Below are 19,375 nucleotides of genomic sequence, written 5' to 3'. Positions count from 1 at the left end.
GATCATGGCCGCGCGCCACACCTGGCCGCGTGTACCTAGTGCCCGCGCACAAACCAGCGCGGCGTTTGATCAGGGGAATGCCATGAAAGTTGGGGTGACGGGTGGTAATGGCTTCATCGGCCGTTACGTCTGTGAGGAGTTAGCCGCCAGAGGTCATACTCCGATCGTCTTCGACCATCAGGATCGCGGCTCCAGTCCGTTCGAGGTCATGCTCGGCGACATCAGGGACGCCACGGCCATGACCGAACTGGCCGCCCACGCCGATGCGATCATCCACCTGGCCGCCGTCCTCGGCACCCAGGAGACGATCACCAATCCGCGGCCCGCAGCGGAGACCAACCTCATGGGCGGTCTCAACTTCCTCGAAGCGGTCGCCCAGTACGACCTCCCCGGTGTCTACATCTGCGTGGGCAACCACTGGATGGACAACAGCTACTCGATCTCCAAGACCGCCGTCGAGCGCTTCGCGCGCATGTTCAACGCCCACCGCGGCACCAGGGTCAACCTGGTCAGAGTGGTCAACGCCTACGGACCCCGGCAGATGGCGGCACCGCCGTTCGCCGCCGGAAAGGTACGCAAGATCACCCCCGCCGTGATCTGCCGCGCCCTGTCCGGCATGCCGGTCGAGTTGTACGGCGGCGGCACCCAGATCTCCGACATGGTGTGGGTCGGCGACGTGGCCAGGGGACTGGTCGCCGCGCTGGAGACCGCCGCGGTCGAGCCGCCGCTCGGCCACGTGGTCGAGGTCGGCCCGACCGAGTCGACGAGCATCCGCTCCGTCGCCGAGATGATCATCGACATCTGTGAGGAGCGCGGCTACGAGCGCGCGCCGATCGTGGACCTGCCGATGCGTCCCGGTGAGACCCCGGAGACCGCCGTCACCGCGGACCCGGAGACGCTGCGCCCGGTCGGCATCGACCCCGCCTCGCTGGTCACGCTGCAGGAGGGCATGGCCAAGACGGTCGACTGGTTCATCGAGAACCGCGGCACCCACTGGAACACCCCGAGGTGAAGCACCTGGTGATCCTCGGCGGCTCGGACGGCACGGTCAGTGCCTTCCGGGCCGCCCGGCGGCTGGGCCTGTCCACGATCTGCGTGGACATGCGGGCCGACGCACCCGGTGCGGCGGAGGCCGACGAGTTCCTGCACCTCAGCACCCGCGACGTCCCGGCGGTCGCGGCCGCGCTGCGCGAGCGCGGCGGCCTGGCCGGTCTGCTCGCCCCCGGCAGCGACATCAATCTCCCGTCTCTGGTCGAGCTGGCCCGCCTGCTCGGCCTGCCCTGCGCGCTCACCGAGGAGACCCTGCGGGTCTCGACGGACAAGGCCGCCTTCCGCGAGACGTGCCTGCGCCTCGGCCTGCCGGGCCCGCGCTACTCCACCGATCCCGAGGTACGGCCGGCGCTGCCGGTCATCGTCAAACCGGTCGACTCCGGCAGCTCGCGCGGCATCACGATCGTGCGCGAGCAGGAGGACCTCGCCCAGGCGGTCGAGCACGCGCGGGCCGTCTCCCCGACCGGCCGCATCATCATCGAACAGCTCCTGACCGGCCAGGACCTCTGCGGCGAGGCCATGCTCCAGGACGGCAGGATCTCCCTGCTCGGCCTGAGCCGGCGCGTCACGGAACCTCCCGAGGTGGTGGCGGTCGGGCACGACATGGAGCCGGGCGACGGCGTCCTCGACAAGGAGGTCACCCGGCAACTGGAGCTCGTCTGCGCCGAGGTCGGCTACCGCGACGGCCCGCTCAACGTGGACCTGTTCGTGGAGGACGGCGTGGTCACGCTGATCGAGATGGGCGCGCGCATCGGCGGCAACGGGCTGGGCGAGGCCCTCGGCCTGATGTACGGCGTGGACACGGTCGAGGCCACGGTCCGCCTGGCCGTCGGCGAGCGGCCCGACCTCACGCCCACCCGCCGGGGGCCCGCCTCGGTACGGGTGCTGCGGGCGCCGTCGGAAGGCGTCCTGCTCGGGATCGACGGCCTGGAGGCGCTGCCGGACAGCGCCGAGATCGTGGTGGTCGCCTTCCCCGGCGACCACGTCTTCCCCTACACCGAGTGCCGGGCCAAGCTCGGCTACGTCGTCGACCACACGCCCCCGGACCTGGACGCGCTGGTCAAGGTCGATGTCCGTTAGGTTCTCCGCCACAGCGTGGGAGAGGTCCTACCGGCGCACGGTCCGGCTGGCCTTCTCCCGCGTGCCCTTCTACCGCGACCAGTGGGTACGCGCGGGCCGGGCGCTCGACGAGCCCCTGCCCACGCCCACCGGGGAGCTGGCCGATCAGCTGCACCGGCTGTGCCCGTTCGCCGAGCCGTACGATCCCGGGGCCGAGCCGAGCCTGTGGATCGGCCCGGCGGGCGGCCTGCGGGCGGCGCTGGCGGTGGCTCTCGGCGGGGCGCGCGGGCGGGTTCCGGTGCTGGAGGTGCGCCGTGCCCTGCTGGATCGGCGCACGCTGGGGCTGGGCGGCCCGCCGTACGGTGTGCTGCTGGAGCCGGATGCCACGGTCGTGCACGAGCGCAGGCGGCGTGAGCTCAACGCGCCCGCGCTCAAGCTCGCCGCCGACGCCGGCCGCGCGGTCGTGGTCGGCGAGCGGGCGGCGGTGGCGTCGTTCCTGCCCGAGCTGGCGGGCGTCGAGGTGAACGTGCTGGAGCGGGTGACGCTCGCCGGCGCCGCCGAGGGCGCGCTGGTGCACGACCCGCACCTCGGCTACTACGCGGCCCGCGCCCGCTGCGGCCGGGTCCATCTGCTGTGGCGGCGCTTCCACGCCCGGCCGGAGGGCGGCGGCCTGGCCGTCTCCGCGCTGGGCAGGCGCCGTCCGGTGCTCGTCGCCGTGGTCCCGGACGGCGGTGGCGAGCTCGGCCGCTGCCCCGGCCACGGCACCCCGATCCTTGGAGTCGCATCGTGATCAGAGCCAACCGGGTGACGCTGCTCGCGGGCGCCCTTGCGGTGGCGCTGGCGGGAGTCGTCCGCTTCGTCCTGCCGTACGAGCAGGAGATCACCTCGCTGTGGGGTTTCCTCGTCAAGCTCACGCCGCAGCTGGCCGCCATCGTGGCGATCGCCTGGCTGGACGTCGAGTGGGCGCGGCGGCTCAGGCTGCACCTGCTGGCCATCCCGGCCGTGTTCCTGGCCTTCCTGCTGTACTTCGTGCCGAAGACCTTCATGGCCGCCATGGACATCGAGGACAAGTCCGGCACCTTCGAGGACCTCTACCTGCACGTCGTGGTCTTCGTGCCGTTCCTGATCGTGGCGCTGCTGCTGGCCTACCGGCTCGGCGGTGGCTCGCGGGAGGGTGTGCTGCGCACCGGCCTGGCGATGTCGATCCTGCACGTGTCGGGTCTTGAGGACCTCGTGGCGGTCTCCATGAACCGCCGTCTCGACGCCATCCCCGAGGTGTGGGGCTGGGCCGACCACATCACCGTGCGGATCGGCCACCCGGCCACCAAGTACGAGGCGTACGCCTTCATCGCCGCGCACGTCGTCGCGGCGCTGCTGGTGTTGTTCGTGCCGCGCCGGTGGCTACGGCGTCGTTCCGCCCGGCCGGAGGAGTAGGCGGGCCGCGTCGAGGTCGCCGTCCAGCGGGCGGTCCGGCTCGGCGCCGCGGCGGGCCCGTACGGCGGCCACCCGCTCGCAGGCCAGCACGATCTCCAGCGGCTCCACGCAGCGCAGCGCGTAGCGGGCCGCCTGGGTGGCGAAACCGGCGTGGTCCTCGGTGCCGCGGGAGATCACCGCGGTGCCGGTGGTGACCGGCGTCGCCAGGTGGCGCAGCTCGGCCAGCGCGTCCTGGGCCACGTACTCCAGGATCATCAGGCCGGAGGCGCCAGGACGGCCGGCGAGAAAGGGCAGGGCGCCGGTGTAGCCCGGTTCCATCAGCGTGGCCAGCCGGGCGGTGCTCAGCTGCGCCGTCTGCACCAGCGCGGCGCGCAGCGTGTCCAGGGCCAGCGCCACGGGCGCCGAGTGGAAGTTGCCGTTGTGCCAGGCCAGCGAGCGGTCGATGAGCGGGTTCTCGGCGGCGGCGTTGAGGTCCACCTCGACGGTCGTGGCGGCCCGTTCCAGCGCGTCGAGCGCGCCGCCGTGCACCTGGGCGAAGGCGCGGTAGCCGTACGGGTCCTGCACGCGGGTGGCGAGTTCGCCGTTGAGCAGGCCGCGCAGCCGCGCGGCCACCACCGCCTGCCCCTGATGCGGTCGTGCTTCCTGTACGGCTGCCGCCAGCGGCTCCGCCGAGGCTCCGACCGCGGTGAAGGAGAAGGCGGCCACGTCGACCGCGGCGTCCAGCAGCCCGCGCAGCCGATGACAGGCCAGCGCCGCGTCGGCCAGCGTCAGCGCGCCCGAACTGATGAACGGCAGCCCGTCCGAGCTCGCCAGCGCGAAGCGGGGACCGTCGCCGCCGTGCCACGCCTGCTCGCCCAGCAGGCACAGGGCGGTGCTCGCCAGCGCCGTCAGGTCGCCGGTGCCGATGGAACCGTAGGCGCGTACCGGGGGAGTGACGCCCGCGTTGATCGCCTCGGCGAGGACAGGCAGCACCGCCGGGTCGATCCCGGAGCCGCCCGCGAGCAGCTGGTTCAGGCGTACGGCCAGCATCCCCCTGGCCCGTTCCGCCTCGATCAGGGGGCCGGCGCCACCGGCGTGACTGCGCAGCAGGTCGAGCCCGGACGCGGCCACCTCGACGTCCTTGTTCGCGCCGACGCCCGTGCTCTGGCCGTAGACCGGGCCGGTCAGCGCCTGGGCGGTGGCCCACGCGGCCCGAGCGCGATCGGTGGAGCCGATCGTCACCCGGGCCTGGCCGGTGGCCACGGCCGCGACCCGCGAGCAGGTCAGGCCGGCGCCGAGGAGTTCCATGGGTGTGATCAGTCGCCGTCGGGGATGACCAGGCTGAGCAGCCAGCTCACGACGCTGATGATGACCGAGCCGATGAGCGCGGTGACGAAGCCGTCCACATGGAACGGAACGTCGAGCTGCCCGGCGATCCAGCTGGTGAGCAGCAGCATCGCCGCGTTGATCACCAGGAGGAAGAGCCCCAGCGTCAGCACGATCACCGCGCAGCCCAGCATCTTGACGATGGGCTTCACGATCGCGTTGATCAGGCCGAAGATGAGGGCGACCACGACGAGCGTGCCCCAGTACTTCGCCGTGGTGTCGGTGCTGACCGTGATGCCGGGGAGCAGTTGTGTGGCGACCCACAGGGCGACCGCGGCCGCCAGGGTTCTCAAGATGAATATCACGCTGATAGATCCTCGCACTCCTTGAGGGCCGTTCGGTAGAGGCGCAGCGCCACCAGGGGATAGATCATGACGCTGAACACGCCGGCGGTGACCATCGCGGCGGCGTGCGCCGAGCTGATCGCGCCCTGCTGCACGCCGGTGTTGGTGATCACCACGATCAGGGGCAGACCGGCCGCGGCGAACAGCGCCAGCGCCTTGTGCTCGCCGGGCCGCAGGTCGGGGTCGCGCCGATGCAGCAGGTACGTGGGCAGCCCGCGTACCAGCAGGAACGCGAGAAGGAAGATCGGGATCAGCAGCAGGCTGCGCGGGTCGGTGAACAACGCCTTCAGGTCCAGGTTGGCGCCGCTGACCACGAAGAAGAACGGGATGAGGAAGCCGAAGCCGATCGCGTCGAGTTTGGAGGAGATCATGTGTTCCTCTGCCTCCGGGCCCGAGGCGACCGCCAGCCGTACCACGATGCCCGCCGCGAACGCGCCGAGCAGCACGTCCAGGCCGAACGCCGACGCGGCGGCGATCATCGCGATCAGCACGAACATGACGATGCGCACCGCGAGCTGGCCGCTGCTGCCCATCGTGCCGGCGACCAGCCGCGCCAGCAGCGGGTGCCGCGGCCGGGCGGCCATCGCCGCCGCGATGATCGCGATGACGGTGAACAGCGCGATGAGCGCGATCGTGTGCCAGCGCTCGTCCTCGGAGAAGACGAAGGCCATGGCCACGATCGGGCCGAACTCCCCGAGCGCCCCGATCCCCAGCACCCGGCTGCCGAAGGGCGTGGGCAGCGCGCCCGCGTCCCGCACCATCGGCAGGATCGTGCCGAGCGCGGTCGTGCACAGGGCGAGCCCGATCACCTGGGCGGCCAGCGTGAAGCCGTTGGTCGCCACCGCCACGAGCAGCCCGAGCGCCAGCGAGGTGAACCAGCCGTAGATCGCCAGCCTGATCGGCCGGCCCTTGATCCGGGCGAACTCGATCTCGTAGCCGGCCATGAACATCAGCATGGAGAGCCCGAACTGCGAGATCGTCTCGATGACGCCGTCGGTCGTGATCCAGCCGAGCACCACCGGGCCGCACAGGACGCCGAGAAGGATCTCCAGCACCACGTTCGGCACCCGGACGAACCGGCCGAGCGCGTGGGCGACGATCGGCGAGATCGCGGCGGCCAGGACGATGATCAGAACAGTGATCATGCACGCTATGTGCCCACCCGTCACTCCATGTAGTCACTCGCCGGACTGTTGGCGTTATGCAGGCCCAGGATGGGGAAGAGCGGTGCAAGGGGGGGAAGGGAGCGAGATGGACGCGAAGGAACTGGAGTCGTTGCCGGCCAGCGAACTGCACGAGCGTGCGGTGCGCTACGCGGTACGCCATGGAGACCTGGGGTTTCTCTGGAACCTGCTCAAGGTGATCCCGGCGGCCGAGGCGGCCAGCGGTCACGACGGGGAGACCGCCAACGACCTCAGCCGCGTCTCGGCCTTGCTCAGCGACGCCCTCGCCGCGGGTGAAGGGGACCTGGGAGAGGCGCTCAAACCTGTCTATATCGATTACCTCACCCAGCATCCGGAGGCTTAGCCGGCGAGTTCCGTCGGCGTGCCGTACAGGGCGAAGCCGGGCGTGCTCACCGAGCGCCCGCCGCGCGTGACGATCATCACCTCGTACGGCTCGGCCGCCGCGAGATCGACGGCGAAGCGGCGGGCGCGGACCGGGCCCATCGCGTACATGGCGGTGGCGAACGCGTCGGCCGTACTCAGATCCGGGCCGATCACCGTCACCGAGCCGAGCGCGTGCTGGGCCTCACCCGTGCGGGGATCGACCACGCGGGTCTGACCCGAGGTGGAGATGGCCAGGTCGTTGGCGAAGACCATGCGGCGCACCGCGTTGGTGCGCGGGTCGCGGATGCCCACACGCCACGGCCGCCCCGGCAGTGAGGATCCGCGTACCCGGATGTCCCTGCCCGCGGTGATCCGGTGGTCCACCGCACCGGCGCCGGCCAGCGCCCGCGAGAGCCGTTCGACCGCCCAGCCCTTGATGTAGCCCGAGACGTCCAGGACCCCGCCGATCCGCGAGTCGAACCACCCGTCCGTCGCCTCGGCCATCTCGTCACACCGGTGCAGAACCTCGATCAACTCCGGCACCTGCTCGATCGTCCTGCCCGCGTTGAGCCGGGCGATCTGGCTCTCCTCGTCGAAGGGGTCGAACGTCCGGTCCACCCAGCGCAGCCAGGCGAAAGCGTTGTCCAACATGGGAACCAGCTCACGCTGGGGCAATGCCGTGCGGATGTCCACATTGACGGAGGTGTTCAGTACCGTCTCCGTGCGTGCGGATCCAGGGAACGTCATGTGGGGCTCCTTCCTCGGGAGGACACATTTTCATAACGGGCGTATGGCGGACCTAAGCGCTTTGCCGGTGCCCTGGCTTCAGGTACGCGTGAGTAGGGTCTGAGGCATGGCAAACGTGCGTGTTGAGCGGACAGATGACGGCGGGTTCCGGGCGACCAACGCCCGCGGGGCCGAGGTGCGGATCGGCGGCGGCGACGAGGACGGCGTCTTCAGCCCCGTGGAGCTCCTGCTGGCGGCGGTGGGCGGATGCAACATCGTCACCGTCGAACCGCTCACGGCTCAGCGGGGGCAGCAGCTCATCCGGCTGGCGATGACCGTCGAGTCGGAGAAGGTGCAGCCCAATCTGCTCGGGCCGGTGACCGTCACCTACGACGTGGAGGTGCCGTCGGAGAAGGCCGACGAGGTGTACCGCGCGGTGGCCCATCGGGTGCACGAGAAGTACTGCACGGTGAGCCGGTCGTTGTCTGAAGGTACTGAGGTCCGTTTGGAGCTTCCCTAGCCCTTTTGGGGAGACATTCGACCCCTATATGACGCGTCCGTTGCATTCGCCTCTGTAGTGTCGAAGCAGGTCAAGAGTCCTGCGACTGACTTGCAGACCTTTACCGATGCGGACGCGGAGGGGGACCGTCGTCTGCAGTGCGGGACCGCCGGTGCTTCGGGGGAAGGTACCGGCCTGGACCGCCATATATCGGGGCCGGGGTAGCTTTGGGGGAAGCTGCTCCGGCCCCGATTCACGTCTTGAGCCCTGTGTGGCGATTTTTGCTGACAAACACCCATACGCTGGGTTTTTGTGACAGTTTCCATGCTGATTGACTGCGACCCCGGCATCGACGACGCCCTCGCGCTCGCCCTGGCGGCCGGATCCGCCCTCGACCTCCGCGGCATCACCACCGTGGGCGGCAACGTCGGCCTGGACCTGACCACCGCCAACGCCCTCGCCCTGCGCGAGTTCCTGGACCTCGGCGACGTCCCCGTGGTCCCCGGCTGCTCCGGCGCCCTGGTCCGGGGTCCCATGGACGCCGCTCACGTGCACGGCGCCGGTGGGCTGGGCGACGCCGTACTCCCTCCGGCGGTTCGCGCCGTCGCCGGCGGCCACGCCGTCGACTTCATCATCTCCGCCCTCCGCGACAACCCCGGCGAGATCACCCTCGTGGCCACCGGCCCGCTGACCAACATCGCCCTGGCCGTCCGCAGAGAACCCGGAATCGTGGACTGGGTCCGGGACTTCGTGGTCATGGGCGGTTCGTACACCCGCGGCAACCACAACCCCGCCGCCGAGTTCAACATCCTCACCGACCCCGAGGCCGCCACCATCGCCTTCAACGCCGGCTGGACCGTCACCCAGGTGGGCTTGGACGTCACCCTGACCGCCCGCGTCACCACCCGGGTACTCGACCGGATGCGCGACCTGGGCCGCCTGTCCTCGCTCATCCTCCCCAGCGTCCGGTCCTACGCCCCGGTCACCGCCGAGACCGGGCCCGCCCTCCACGACGCGGTCGCCGTGGCCCACGTCATCGACCCCACCCTCCTCACGCTGACCCCCGCCGAGGTACGCGTGGAGACCGCCGGCCACTACACCACCGGCATGACCGTCACCGACTTCGACTCGCCCACTCCCAACACGCGGGTGGCCACCCACCTGGATGTCGACCGGTTCTGGGACCTGATGATCACCTCTTATGGAAGGTTGGCGGGGCGGCTTGGGTGATGTGCGTGGTGGTCTTGGTGGCTGCTACAGTTACCTGTGTCGCAAGCGCCGCTAGCTCAGTTGGTTAGAGCAGCTGACTCTTAATCAGCGGGTCCGGGGTTCGAGTCCCTGGCGGCGCACCGACCGAAGCCCCAGTTCACTGTGCTGAACTGGGGCTTCTTGGTTTCTGTGAAACCCTGGTGCCAGGCCGCGAGGCTGTGCCGGCGCATCGGTGCCGTGGTTACGCAACAGGTATTTACCGGTTGCGTGCAATGCCCCAGCAGCCTCAGAAGACGGAATAGGCTCGTGCGGGTAGTGGGCGGAGCGCAAGGCAAGGGGACCAGGTGAGCGACTCGTTCGTGCATCTTCACGTACACACTGAGTATTCGATGCTGGATGGCGCGGCGAAGGTCAAGCCGCTGGTCGCCGAGGCTGCTCGGCTGGAGATGCCGGCGATCGCGATGTCGGATCACGGCAACATGTTCGGCGCGTACGAGTTCTATCAGTCAGCCAAGGGCGGCCCGGTCAAGCCGATCATCGGCATCGAGGCGTACGTGGCGCCGGAGAACCGGTTCGTGAAGAAGCCGGTGTTCTGGGGGGCGAGGGCCGAGACCGGTGTCGCCGACGCCGAGGGTGGCAAGGACGTCTCCGGCGGTGGCCGGTTCACCCACATGACCATGTGGGCCAAGGACGCCCAGGGCCTGCGGAACCTGTTCCGGCTGTCGTCGCTGGCGTCCTTCGAGGGCTACTACTCCAAGCCTCGCATGGACCGTGAGCTGATCTCGAACCACGCCGAGGGCATCATCGCCACCACCGGCTGTCCCTCCGGCGCCGTGCAGACCCGGATCAGGCTCGGCCAGTACGAGGAAGCGGTCAAGGTCGCCGCGGACTACCAGGACATGTTCGGCAAGGAGAACTACTTCCTGGAGCTGATGGACCACGGCATCGACATCGAACGGGACGTCCGCGAGGACCTGCTGCGGCTGGCCAAACAGCTCAGCATCCCGCTGCTGGTGACCAACGACAGCCACTACGTCACCGAGGACCAGGCCGACGCCCACGACAGCCTCCTGTGCGTGGGCGTGGGCAAGAACAAGGACGACCCTAACCGCTTCCGGTTCAACGGCTCCGGCTACTACCTGAAGTCCGCGTCCGAGATGCGCAGCCTGTTCTCCGAGCTGCCGGAAGGCTGCGACAACACGCTGCTGGTCGCCGAGATGGTCGGCGACTACGGCGACGTGTTCACCTACGTCGACCGGATGCCGCAGTTCCCGGACGTGCCCGAGGGCGAGACCCAGGAGTCGTGGCTGCGCAAGGACGTCGAGCGCGGCCTGGAGATGCGCTACGGCTCCCCGATCCCCGCGGAGGTGATGGAGCGCTACGAGACCGAGATGAAGATCATCGGCCCGCTGGGGTTCTCCAGCTACTTCCTCGTCGTCGCCGACATCTGCAAGTACGCCCGCGACAACGGCATCGCCGTGGGCCCGGGGCGTGGTAGCGCCACCGGCTCGATCGTGGCCTACGCCACCCGCATCACCGAACTGTGCCCGCTGGAGCACGGCCTGCTGTTCGAGCGCTTCCTCAACCCCGAGCGCATCAGCCCGCCCGACATCGACCTGGACTTCGACGACCGCCAGCGCGACCGGATGGTGCGCTACGTCACCGACAAGTACGGCACGGAGATGACCGCGCAGGTCAACACCTTCGGCACCATCAAGGCGAAGGCCGCGGTCAAGGACGCCTCACGCATCCTGGGCTATCCGTTCGCGGTCGGCGACAAGATCACCAAGGCGATGCCGCCGGACGTCATGGGCAAGGGTGTTCCGCTGGCCAAGCTGTTCGACGAGGAGCACCCTCGTTACGCCGAGGGCACGGAGATTCGCGCGCTGTACGAGACCGATCCGGACGTGAAGAAGGTCGTCGACACCGGCTTGGGCATCGAGGGCCTGATCCGGGGCACGGGCGTGCACGCCGCGGCGGTCATCCTGTCGTCGGCGCCGCTGCTGGAGCTCATTCCGATGCACATGCGGGACAAGGACAAGGTGGTCATCACCGGGTTCGACTATCCCTCGTGCGAGGAAATGGGCCTGATCAAGATGGACTTCCTGGGTCTCCGGAACCTGGGCATCATCGATCACGCCATCAAGATCATCGAACAGAACCGGGGTGTGAAGCTCGACACGCTGAGCATGCCGCTGGACGACGCGACCACCTACAAGCTGATGGCGCGAGGCGACACCCTCGGCGTCTTCCAGCTCGACGGCGGCCCCATGCGCCAGCTTCTGAAGTTGATGGAGCCGACCCGGTTCGAGGACATCGCCGCGGTGCTCGCGCTCTACCGGCCGGGCCCGATGGCGGCCAACGCCCACACCAACTACGCCCACCGCAAGAACGGCCGCCAGGACATCGAGCCGATCCACCCCGAGCTCAAGGAAGCGCTGGAGCCGATCCTCGGTACGACCTTCCATCTGCTGGTCTACCAAGAGCAGATCATGGCCATCGCCCGGGAACTGGCCGGCTACACCCTCGGCGGCGCCGACCTGCTGCGCCGCGCCATGGGCAAGAAGAAGAAGGAGATCCTGGACGCGGAGTTCGTCAACTTCCAGTCCGGCATGCGCGACAACAACTTCTCCGACGACGCGATCCAAGCGCTGTGGGACGTCATGCTCCCGTTCTCCGGCTACGCCTTCAACAAGTCCCACACCGCCGGGTACGGCCTGGTCGCGTACTGGACCGCCTATCTCAAGGCGAACTACCCGGCCGAGTACATGGCCGCGCTGCTCACCTCGGTCGGTGACGACAAGGACAAGGCGGCGGTCTATCTGGCCGAGTGCCGCAAGATGGGCATCCAGGTGCTGGCCCCCGACGTCAACGACTCCATGCAGGACTTCGTCGCCGTCGGCGAGGACAAGGTCCGCTTCGGTCTGGGCGCCGTCCGTAACGTGGGGGAGAACGTCGTCGAGGGCATCGTCAAGGGCCGCAAGAAGGCCACCTACGGCGACTTCAACGACTTCCTCGACAAGGTGCCGCTGGTCGTGTGCAACAAGCGCGTCGTCGAATCCCTGATCAAGGCCGGGGCCTTCGACTCCCTCGACCATCCCCGCAAGGGCCTGCTGCTGGTGCACGAACAGGCCGTCGACTCCGTCATCGACATCAAGAAGAACGAGGCCCACGGCCAGGACTCGCTGTTCGGCTCCTTCGCGGAAAGCGGCGACGAGGAGAGTTCGTTCTCCATCGCGGTGCCCGACATGGAATGGGACAAGAAGACCAAGCTCGACTTCGAACGCGAGATGCTCGGCCTGTACGTCTCCGATCACCCCCTGGCCGGCACGGAACGGCTGCTGTCGCGCAACCGCGACACCACCATCGCCGAACTGCTGGAAAGCGGCCGGGAAGACCGCGGTGACGTGCGCGTGTGCGGTCTGATCACCAAGGTGGAGAAGCGGGTCAACAAGGCCGGGAACCTGTGGGCGATCGTCACGGTCGAGGACATGGACGCCGCCGTCGAGTGCCTGTTCTTCCCCAAGAACTACGAGCTGTACGCGCCGGAGCTGCGCGGCGACGTCGTCGTGTCGGTGGGCGGTCAGATCAACAACCGCGACGGCGCGATCAGCATCTTCGCCAACGACCTGACCCCGCTCGACATCTCCGGGATCGCCAGCGACAGCGGGCACCCCGTCACGCTGCAACTGCGTGAGGAGCGGCTGAACCAGCACCATGTCGAGGAACTGCGGCACGTGCTGAAGGCGCATCAAGGCAAGGTGCCGGTCAGAATCCATCTGGAACGCCTGTCGGGCAAGACAGTGCTGCTGTCGCTGCCGGAGTTCTCCGTCAACCCGGAGGCGTCGTTCGCCGCCGACATCAAGACCTTGTTCGGGCCGGAGGCGATCAGCCTGTAACCGGCCCGCGCCGGGCGGAGCTCCCGATCGGTAAGCGTCCGGGCCTGACGGGCTACGCGCGGACGTCGTCGAGTTCTCCGGCGGGGAAGGCCAGGGCCATGGCGATCGTCGGCCACTGCGCCAGCGTGCGTTCGACCACGGGGTCGGTGGTGCGCAGGAAGGCGAGGTGCTGGATGGCGTGGGCGGCCACGTGCGCGTTCTCGATCTGGTCCGGGCTCGGGGTGGCGGGGGCGGAGCCTCGGGCTATGGTCAGGTCGTTCAGGGGGGTGCGGGCGCTGTCCGGTTCGGGGTCGGGGCATACCGCGTAGGTGAGCACGATCTGGTCCAGCTCCGGCAGGTGGCGCCAGCTGGTCGAGTGCACGACGTGGGCGGGGTCGTCGGCCCGGATGCCGCTGAGCCGCCGGGCGGTCTCGTCGGGGGCCTCGCCGGGCATGGGGGTGGCGGCGGCTCGCCGGTATGACCACGCGCCCTGGCGGTCGGCCAGCAGCATCAGCACCTCAACCGAGACAGTCACGTTGCTCCCCGTCGTCCGACCATCTGCGACAAGTATGCAGGAGCGTCCAATCAGCAGGTGTGGACTTGCTGCAGGGGCTCGCCCGTGCGTCGCTGGAAGCGCGGCACATGAGGAGGGACGCGATGCACGGAGTATTGCTGCTGATGGGCTCGGGTGAGACCAGCCCGACCATGGTCGAGGTCCATCGCGCCGCGATCGGCGGACTGGGGCCGAAGCCCCGGGCCGTGCTGCTCGACACGCCCTATGCCTTTCAGGAGAACGCCGCGGAGATCTCCGCGCGGGCCTGCCAGTACTTCGCCCGGAGCGTCGGCCTGGATGTCGAGGTCAACGGTGTCGTCGCGGGTGCGGACTGGGTGTTCTGCGGTCCCGGTAGCCCGACGTACGCGCTGGACCGGTGGGCGGGTGGCTCTGCGACGGCGGATCTGGTCGCGCGGGTGCGGGCCAGGCAGGGGGTCACGGTGTTCGCCTCCGCCGCCGCGTGCACGGCCGGGGTGGTGACCGTGCCGGTGTATGAGATCTACAAGGTGGGGGCGGAGCCGTACTGGCGGGAAGGGCTTGATCTTCTGGGGCCCGCCGGGCTGAACGCCGTCGTCATCCCGCACTACGACAACGCCGAGGGCGGCACGCACGACACGCGCTTCTGCTATCTGGGGGAGCGGCGGTTGTCGCGGATGGAGCGTGAGCTTCCCGCCGGTACGGGGATTCTGGGGATCGACGAGCATACGGCGCTGGTCGTCGATCTCGTGGATGAGCGGGTACGCGTGGCCGGCAGGGGCGGAGTCACGGTGCGGACCCGGGGCGGGCAGAGCGTGCTGCCGGCCGGCGCGACGGCCACGCTGGCCGAGCTGCGGGAACTGCTGCGCGGGGAGGGACGGTTCGCCGGGCCGGCGGCTCCGGAGGTGGCCGCCGCTCAGCGGACTCTGGGGGAGATTGTCGAGGCTTGTGAGGAGTCGTTCGCCTCGGCGTTGAGCGCGGACGACGTCTCGGCGGCGACCCGGACGGTGCTGCGGCTGGAGGAGGACATCGCCGGCTGGTCGGCCGACACCGAACAGGACGACGGCGGGCCGCTGCAGGCCAGGGACGTGCTGCGGCGGCTGATCGCCTCGCTCGCCGCGCACACCGGCCGGCAGGCGGTGGCGAGGATCGTGCCGCCGCTGCTGGCCGTTCGGGAGAAGTTCCGGTGTGAGGGCGCCTTCGAGGCCGCTGACGCGGTGCGCGGTGCGCTCGCCGAGGGCGGGGTACGCGTGGAGGACACCGCCGACGGCCCGCGCTGGAGCCTGCTTCCCTGAGAAACGGGAAGGTGGTCGTCGAGAAGGGTGCGGTCTTCGCCGACGTGTGGCTGGCGGCGGGGACCGTGGACCGGGCCGGCCTTGCGAGGTAGTGACCAATCATGCAATTCTGGTCACTATGCCGCGCCCACTCGTTCCGGACCGGCGGGGGCGCATCCTCGCCGCCGCCCGCCAGCTCATCCTCGACCAGGGCTGGCCCGACACCACCGTCGCCGGTCTCGCCGCCCGCGCCGGGATCGGCAAGGGGGCCGTCTACCTGGAGTTCGCCGACAAGGCCGCGATCCTCGCCGCCGTACTGAACCGCGACATGCGCGAGCTGACCGCCCAGGTGCATCAGCGGGTGCTGAGCGCGCCCGGCCTGGTCGACCTCCCGGCCGTCTACCGGTTCGCGGTGGAGGCGACGCTCGCGAACCCCCTGATGGCCGCGCTCTACCTGGGGGACGAGGCGGTGCTGGGCGAGCATGTGCGCGGTGTGGGCGACGAACGCTATCTCGACCGGTTCCAATGGCTGGGCGAGTACGTCGGTCAGCTGCAGCGGGCCGGGGTCATCGATCCGGCGCTCTCCACGGAGAGCATCGTCCGCGTCCTCGCCATCTTCACGCTGGGCCTGCTCCACGCGCCCGGCGTCTTCGGCGCCATGACCGCCGGGGAGCTGTCGGAGGCCGTCGGCCTGTTCTCCGACATGGCCGGGCGCGGGCTGGCGAGCGGCCTGCCCGCCGATCCGGCGGCCGCGCGGGCGGCGCAGCTGTCCCTGCTGGCCCGGCTCGACGACCAACTCGGCCGGCTGGAGGAGCCCGCATGACCGGCGTTTTCGACACCTACACCGACCTGACCGTCCTCGGCGGCCCCGTGCGCCTGTACCGGGCCGGCGGGTCGGGCCCGCCCTTGCTGCTGCTGCACGGCGGGATGCTGGACACCGCGCAGGGAGTGTGGCGGCACGTCGTCCCGGACCTGGCGCCCGACCACCGGGTGTACCTCATCGACCTGCCCCGCCACGGCGGCAGCCGTCCGTGGCGGGGCGTCCTGGACGAGGCGTTCTACACCCGCTTCCTCGACGACCTGCTCGACGTGCTCAACCTGCCGAGGGTCTCCGTCATCGGGATCTCGCTGGGCGCCGGAATCGCGATCGGGTACGCGCTGAAGCACCCGGACCGGGTCGACGCCCTGATCGCCATCGCACCCGGCGGGCTCGGGGCCAGGCGGAAGGCCCAGTTCCTCACCTGGCTGGTCACCCGCACACCCGGCGTGATGCGACTGAGCAGCCGCTACCTGGCCCGCCGCCCCCGGACGGTACGCGAGTCGATGATCGCCAACCTCACGGCCGGGGCCGGCACCCGCGACTTCGACACCATCCTCGCCCTGGCCACCGAGGAGGCGGCGGCCAAGGCCGAGTACGGCGAGCCCGCGCTGGACGACTGGATGGTACGCGCCTACGGCCCCCTCGCCATGCGCGTGAACTACCTGCCCGACCTGCCGGGACTGACCACGCCCACCCTCTGGGTACGCGGCGACCGGGACCCGCTCGTCGGCCACGCCGAGATGGCGGCGGCCGCCGCGGCGGCCCCGGGCAGCCGCCTGGTCACGATGCCCGGAGCCGGGCACATCGTCACCTATGACCGGCCGGAGGAGTTCAGCCGCCTGGCCCGCGACTTCCTGGCGACCGTGACGCGGTGATCTCGAGGTCGGCGAAGACCAGAGTGATGACCTGGACGTTGGCCTCGAGACGCGCGCCGCTTGAACAGGTGGCGAAGGCGCACCGGGTCAGGCGTGGGGGGCGTCCTCCACCAGTTCGAGGTCGGTCGGGACCAGGGTCGTGGAGTCGACCAGGCCTCTCAGCAGGTTGTGCAGGAGGTTGTTGTCACAGGGGCGTCCCGTCGCCATGTCGTGGATCAGCGGGAAGGGGAATCCGCTCGCGTCCAGGCGACGCCGTACGGTCTCGACCCTAGCCTCGATCTTGCGCTCGCCCCAGGCCTCCTCCCGGCGTATGTCGGCCAGGTAGTCGGCCGCCTGCCGGTACGTCAGGGGACGCGGGTTCTCCTCGTAGAGCAGGTACCGGCGGCCGAGGATGACGAGCAGGAGGCGTTCGACGTCGTCGAGCGGCCAGATCTTGGGCGGCAGCGTGTCGGCCCGGCCGCGGGGGATCAGGCCCTCGTCGTCGTGGCCGCTCACGTAGAGCTCGACCAGGTGCTCGCGATGGCCGCACCCCTTCACGAACAGCGGCGTGTAGCCGGTGGCCAGCGGGATGGGATCGGTCGTGGCGTGCAGGAACCGCCCGCGCGGCAGCCGGACGAGCTGCTGGCCGGTGTTGCGCAGCCACCACTGCCGCCTGCGGTAGGTGAGCTCGCCGTGCCGGCGGCTCACGTGCAGGTCGTCCTCGCCGACGCCCAGGTCGACCTCCGGCTTGCCGGCTCTGCCGAACCTGACGACCGCGCCGCTCTGCGGTGCGGCCTTGACGCCGCCGGTGACGGTACGGGCGTGCAGCGTGCCGGGACGAACGGGCGCGACGCCACGGGCAAGGCTGTCGGGGAAATGCATCGCTCGTCTCCTTCGGGCATCACGGGCACTGGATGTCAGGATCCACCGCCCGCTTCGGGACCGGTCCCGGGCCGCGTTCAGGCCGGGTGCGGCAGCCGGGCGGCGGCGGACGCGGTGAGCCGCCGGGCGAACTGGCAGAGCTGGTCGGCCGGACGTGATCCGGTGACGAGCAGGTTGACGGTTTCCGCCGCCCGGCCGTCGTCGTCGTGGTACGTGCGGTAGATCAGCTGGGCCAGGCACGATTCGTCGCCCTCCGCCTCGGGGCGCAGGATCGTGCGGTAGCCGTTCACGATGGTGGCGGAGCCGTTGGCGCTGTTCGGGGGTGGTCCCTGGTCGAAGCGGACGTCGAGCCAGAGCTTGCTGGTCGTGCTCGCCCATCCGCACTGCCAGCTGCCGAACCCGACGTCCGGCTCGTTGGCGTCGATGCCGGGGATGACCTCCAGCGCGGCGGCGGGCAGCAGCGCGCAGGCGTCCTGGTGCGCCAGCGATCGCGCCGGAAGGGTACGGCGGGGCAGCGGCCCGTTGTTCAGCACGGTGACGGCGTTGCCGGTGGCGACGTCGGCGATGGCGCACAGCGGCGCCTTACCCGGATCGTCGCGTTTGGCGGTGACGGTGATGTTGGTGTCGTTCTCCCCGGCCAGCAGCAGGGTCCGCAGGCACGAGTCGCGCTCGGGGGGTTGTTCCACGATGCCGATCCGTCCCACGGTTCTGGCCGGAGGCGGCGGCTCGGCGTCCGGGTCGTGGTTGAAGTCGACCCTGACGTCCACGACGCTGTCGTCGTCCGGGCGCACCAGCACGTCGCATCGGTCGAAGTTGCCGTAGGCCCGGTCGAGTTCGGTGGCGCCGAAGCGGCCCAGCGCGACGGGTTCGGTCAGCGCGCACGGATCGACCGTGCGTGGGTCGCCGATCAGGGACGCGGGCCCGATCGCCTGCGCGCTGCCGTCTCTCTCCGACGGCGGCAGCAGGAAGGACGCGATCCCCGCCAGGGCCGCGACCAGGGCGGCGGCCGCGCCGGTCAGGTACGGGTGCTTTCTGACCGTGCCCAGGATGACGCTGTCGGCGCGCTGGTCGGAAGGGAAGCCGGCGGCGCCGTTCACGCCGGGATCGAGGACGGCCCCGCCCGCGATCTCCGTGAGCCGGCGCAGCACCTCCGCGGCGTCAGGACGCAGGCCGGGCTCCTTGGCGAGCATCGCGCGCAGCACCTCGTCCAGCACCCCGAGATCGGCCGTCAGCAGGACGCGCCCGCTCGGGCCGCGCTCCGGCGGCGAGCCGGTGACGAGCGCGTGGAGCATCGCGCCGAGGGAGAACACGTCCGAGCCCCGCTCCAGCCGCCCGAGAACGACCTCGGGGGCGGCGTAGTCGGGCGTGTAGCTGATGGCGCTGTTCGGGGTGATCGTCTCGTTCCCGCCGACGCGGTAGGCGGCGCCGAAGTCGGCGAGCTTGACCGTGCCGTCGCCGGTCACCACGACGTTGCCCGGCTTGATGTCGCCGTGGACGATGCCCTCGGCGTGCAGGCACACCAGCGCGTCGGCGACCTGCGCGCCGACGCTCGCGGCGACCTCCGGCGCCACGGCCTGCCGCCCGTTCAGGCTTCCGCCCGACACGTGCTCCATGACCAGCCAGGACGTGGCCCGCCGCCCCCGCCCGACCTGGACCGCGTCGAAGAGCGTGACGATGCGCGGGTGGTTGAAGCGCGCCAGCGCCCGCGCCTCGGCCCGCAGCCTGCTGAACCCGCGCACGCTGTCGTGCCCGCTCAGCATCCGCTTGAGTACGACGTCCCGCCCGAGCTGCTCGTCGCGGGCCAGCCAGACCTCGCTGGTCCTGCTGCGGATGGGACCGTTGGTGAGCCGATACCGACGGCCGACCGACCTGCCCAGGCGCACCGTGGTTCCCTTCAGAGGGGAC

At 70.1% G+C, this 19,375-nt stretch carries 18 protein-coding genes and 1 tRNA gene; 12 read left to right on the top strand and 7 right to left on the bottom strand.

Annotation, left to right across the window (positions count from 1 at the left end; all coding sequences use genetic code 11):
* Positions 1-94 precede the first annotated feature (94 nt).
* The 4 genes from ACIBI5_RS09065 to ACIBI5_RS09050 are packed head-to-tail and all read left to right on the top strand — an operon-like array spanning position 95 to position 3,543.
* Positions 95-1,012: an NAD-dependent epimerase/dehydratase family protein gene (locus tag ACIBI5_RS09065; protein ID WP_397244805.1), complete on the top strand. Its 918-nt coding sequence runs from the start codon at positions 95-97 to the stop codon at positions 1,010-1,012.
* Entirely contained in the window at positions 1,009-2,130 is a 1,122-nt protein-coding gene (locus ACIBI5_RS09060; RefSeq protein ID WP_397244802.1) for an ATP-grasp domain-containing protein, read from the top strand. The genes ACIBI5_RS09065 and ACIBI5_RS09060 overlap by 4 nt, the downstream gene beginning before the upstream one ends.
* Positions 2,120-2,899 (top strand): hypothetical protein, encoded by a 780-nt coding sequence (locus ACIBI5_RS09055; RefSeq protein ID WP_397244800.1) that lies wholly within the window; start codon positions 2,120-2,122, stop codon positions 2,897-2,899. Before ACIBI5_RS09060 ends, ACIBI5_RS09055 begins: the two co-directional genes overlap by 11 nt.
* Positions 2,896-3,543 carry a hypothetical protein gene (locus ACIBI5_RS09050; protein ID WP_397244798.1) on the top strand — a complete coding sequence of 216 codons (648 nt, stop codon included), beginning with the start codon at positions 2,896-2,898 and terminating at the stop codon, positions 3,541-3,543. Before ACIBI5_RS09055 ends, ACIBI5_RS09050 begins: the two co-directional genes overlap by 4 nt.
* Here the strand turns inward: ACIBI5_RS09050 and ACIBI5_RS09045 are convergent.
* From ACIBI5_RS09045 to ACIBI5_RS09035, 3 genes are read right to left on the bottom strand one after another with little or no spacing between them, the layout of a single operon-like run.
* Positions 3,511-4,830 (bottom strand): aromatic amino acid ammonia-lyase, encoded by a 1,320-nt coding sequence (locus ACIBI5_RS09045; protein WP_397244796.1) that lies wholly within the window; start codon positions 4,828-4,830, stop codon positions 3,511-3,513. The two genes, ACIBI5_RS09050 and ACIBI5_RS09045, sit on opposite strands and share 33 nt — an antisense overlap.
* 8 nt (positions 4,831-4,838) lie before the next feature.
* Positions 4,839-5,213, bottom strand: a complete 375-nt coding sequence (locus tag ACIBI5_RS09040) for a phage holin family protein (protein WP_397244794.1) — start codon at positions 5,211-5,213, stop codon at positions 4,839-4,841.
* A complete protein-coding gene (locus tag ACIBI5_RS09035; protein ID WP_397244792.1) occupies positions 5,210-6,397 on the bottom strand; it encodes a cation:proton antiporter in 1,188 nt (395 codons plus the stop codon). The genes ACIBI5_RS09040 and ACIBI5_RS09035 overlap by 4 nt, the downstream gene beginning before the upstream one ends.
* Positions 6,398-6,503: 106 nt before the next feature.
* Between ACIBI5_RS09035 and ACIBI5_RS09030 the strand changes: the two genes are divergently transcribed.
* Positions 6,504-6,779 (top strand): hypothetical protein, encoded by a 276-nt coding sequence (locus tag ACIBI5_RS09030; protein WP_397103374.1) that lies wholly within the window; start codon positions 6,504-6,506, stop codon positions 6,777-6,779.
* Here ACIBI5_RS09030 and ACIBI5_RS09025 read toward each other — a convergent pair.
* A complete protein-coding gene (locus ACIBI5_RS09025; RefSeq protein WP_397244790.1) occupies positions 6,776-7,546 on the bottom strand; it encodes an FAD:protein FMN transferase in 771 nt (256 codons plus the stop codon). The two genes, ACIBI5_RS09030 and ACIBI5_RS09025, sit on opposite strands and share 4 nt — an antisense overlap.
* A 106-nt stretch (positions 7,547-7,652) precedes the next feature.
* On the opposite strand from ACIBI5_RS09025, the gene ACIBI5_RS09020 reads away from it, so the two are divergent.
* The 4 genes from ACIBI5_RS09020 (at position 7,653) to dnaE (ending at position 13,132) form a co-directional block, all read left to right on the top strand.
* Positions 7,653-8,045 (top strand): OsmC family protein, encoded by a 393-nt coding sequence (locus ACIBI5_RS09020; protein ID WP_397244788.1) that lies wholly within the window; start codon positions 7,653-7,655, stop codon positions 8,043-8,045.
* A gap of 291 nt (positions 8,046-8,336) precedes the next feature.
* A complete protein-coding gene (locus ACIBI5_RS09015; RefSeq protein ID WP_397244786.1) occupies positions 8,337-9,254 on the top strand; it encodes a nucleoside hydrolase in 918 nt (305 codons plus the stop codon).
* 45 nt (positions 9,255-9,299) lie between these two features.
* Positions 9,300-9,373: transfer RNA gene (locus tag ACIBI5_RS09010), tRNA-Lys, on the top strand.
* Between the two features lie 204 nt (positions 9,374-9,577).
* Positions 9,578-13,132 carry a DNA polymerase III subunit alpha gene (gene dnaE, locus ACIBI5_RS09005; RefSeq protein WP_397244784.1) on the top strand — a complete coding sequence of 1,185 codons (3,555 nt, stop codon included), beginning with the start codon at positions 9,578-9,580 and terminating at the stop codon, positions 13,130-13,132.
* Positions 13,133-13,184: 52 nt separating this feature from the next.
* On the opposite strand, the gene ACIBI5_RS09000 is transcribed toward dnaE, so the two are convergent.
* Positions 13,185-13,646 (bottom strand): hypothetical protein, encoded by a 462-nt coding sequence (locus ACIBI5_RS09000; protein ID WP_397244782.1) that lies wholly within the window; start codon positions 13,644-13,646, stop codon positions 13,185-13,187.
* A 122-nt stretch (positions 13,647-13,768) separates the two neighbouring features.
* Here ACIBI5_RS09000 and ACIBI5_RS08995 point away from each other — a divergent pair, with 122 nt between their 5' ends.
* The 3 genes from ACIBI5_RS08995 (at position 13,769) to ACIBI5_RS08985 (ending at position 16,609) form a co-directional block, all read left to right on the top strand.
* Positions 13,769-14,935: a hypothetical protein gene (locus ACIBI5_RS08995; RefSeq protein ID WP_397244779.1), complete on the top strand. Its 1,167-nt coding sequence runs from the start codon at positions 13,769-13,771 to the stop codon at positions 14,933-14,935.
* 118 nt (positions 14,936-15,053) lie between these two features.
* Positions 15,054-15,737 (top strand): TetR/AcrR family transcriptional regulator, encoded by a 684-nt coding sequence (locus ACIBI5_RS08990; RefSeq protein WP_397244777.1) that lies wholly within the window; start codon positions 15,054-15,056, stop codon positions 15,735-15,737.
* Positions 15,734-16,609, top strand: a complete 876-nt coding sequence (locus ACIBI5_RS08985; protein ID WP_397244775.1) for an alpha/beta fold hydrolase — start codon at positions 15,734-15,736, stop codon at positions 16,607-16,609. Before ACIBI5_RS08990 ends, ACIBI5_RS08985 begins: the two co-directional genes overlap by 4 nt.
* A gap of 87 nt (positions 16,610-16,696) precedes the next feature.
* Here the strand turns inward: ACIBI5_RS08985 and ACIBI5_RS08980 are convergent, their stop codons facing one another.
* Both ACIBI5_RS08980 and ACIBI5_RS08975 read right to left on the bottom strand, forming a co-directional pair.
* Positions 16,697-17,470, bottom strand: a complete 774-nt coding sequence (locus ACIBI5_RS08980) for a hypothetical protein (RefSeq protein WP_397244772.1) — start codon at positions 17,468-17,470, stop codon at positions 16,697-16,699.
* 77 nt (positions 17,471-17,547) lie between these two features.
* Positions 17,548-19,353: a serine/threonine-protein kinase gene (locus ACIBI5_RS08975; protein ID WP_397244770.1), complete on the bottom strand. Its 1,806-nt coding sequence runs from the start codon at positions 19,351-19,353 to the stop codon at positions 17,548-17,550.
* Between the last annotated feature and the right edge of the window lie 22 nt (positions 19,354-19,375).

This window comes from Nonomuraea sp. NPDC050540 (assembly GCF_044457485.1).
Classification (GTDB): domain Bacteria; phylum Actinomycetota; class Actinomycetes; order Streptosporangiales; family Streptosporangiaceae; genus Nonomuraea.
Note: the sequence above shows the minus strand (reverse complement) of the source record. Positions and strands in the feature narration are given on the sequence as shown.

Coding starts and splice junctions, on each gene's coding strand:
- ACIBI5_RS09055 (WP_397244800.1), top strand. CDS start 2,120: ATGTCCGTTAGGTTCTCCGCCACAGCGTGGGAGAGGTCCTACCGGCGC.
- ACIBI5_RS09045 (WP_397244796.1), bottom strand. CDS start 4,830: ATGGAACTCCTCGGCGCCGGCCTGACCTGCTCGCGGGTCGCGGCCGTG.
- ACIBI5_RS09035 (WP_397244792.1), bottom strand. CDS start 6,397: ATGATCACTGTTCTGATCATCGTCCTGGCCGCCGCGATCTCGCCGATC.
- ACIBI5_RS09030 (WP_397103374.1), top strand. CDS start 6,504: ATGGACGCGAAGGAACTGGAGTCGTTGCCGGCCAGCGAACTGCACGAG.
- ACIBI5_RS09025 (WP_397244790.1), bottom strand. CDS start 7,546: ATGACGTTCCCTGGATCCGCACGCACGGAGACGGTACTGAACACCTCC.
- ACIBI5_RS09020 (WP_397244788.1), top strand. CDS start 7,653: ATGGCAAACGTGCGTGTTGAGCGGACAGATGACGGCGGGTTCCGGGCG.
- ACIBI5_RS08995 (WP_397244779.1), top strand. CDS start 13,769: ATGCACGGAGTATTGCTGCTGATGGGCTCGGGTGAGACCAGCCCGACC.
- ACIBI5_RS08990 (WP_397244777.1), top strand. CDS start 15,054: ATGCCGCGCCCACTCGTTCCGGACCGGCGGGGGCGCATCCTCGCCGCC.
- ACIBI5_RS08985 (WP_397244775.1), top strand. CDS start 15,734: ATGACCGGCGTTTTCGACACCTACACCGACCTGACCGTCCTCGGCGGC.
- ACIBI5_RS08980 (WP_397244772.1), bottom strand. CDS start 17,470: ATGCATTTCCCCGACAGCCTTGCCCGTGGCGTCGCGCCCGTTCGTCCC.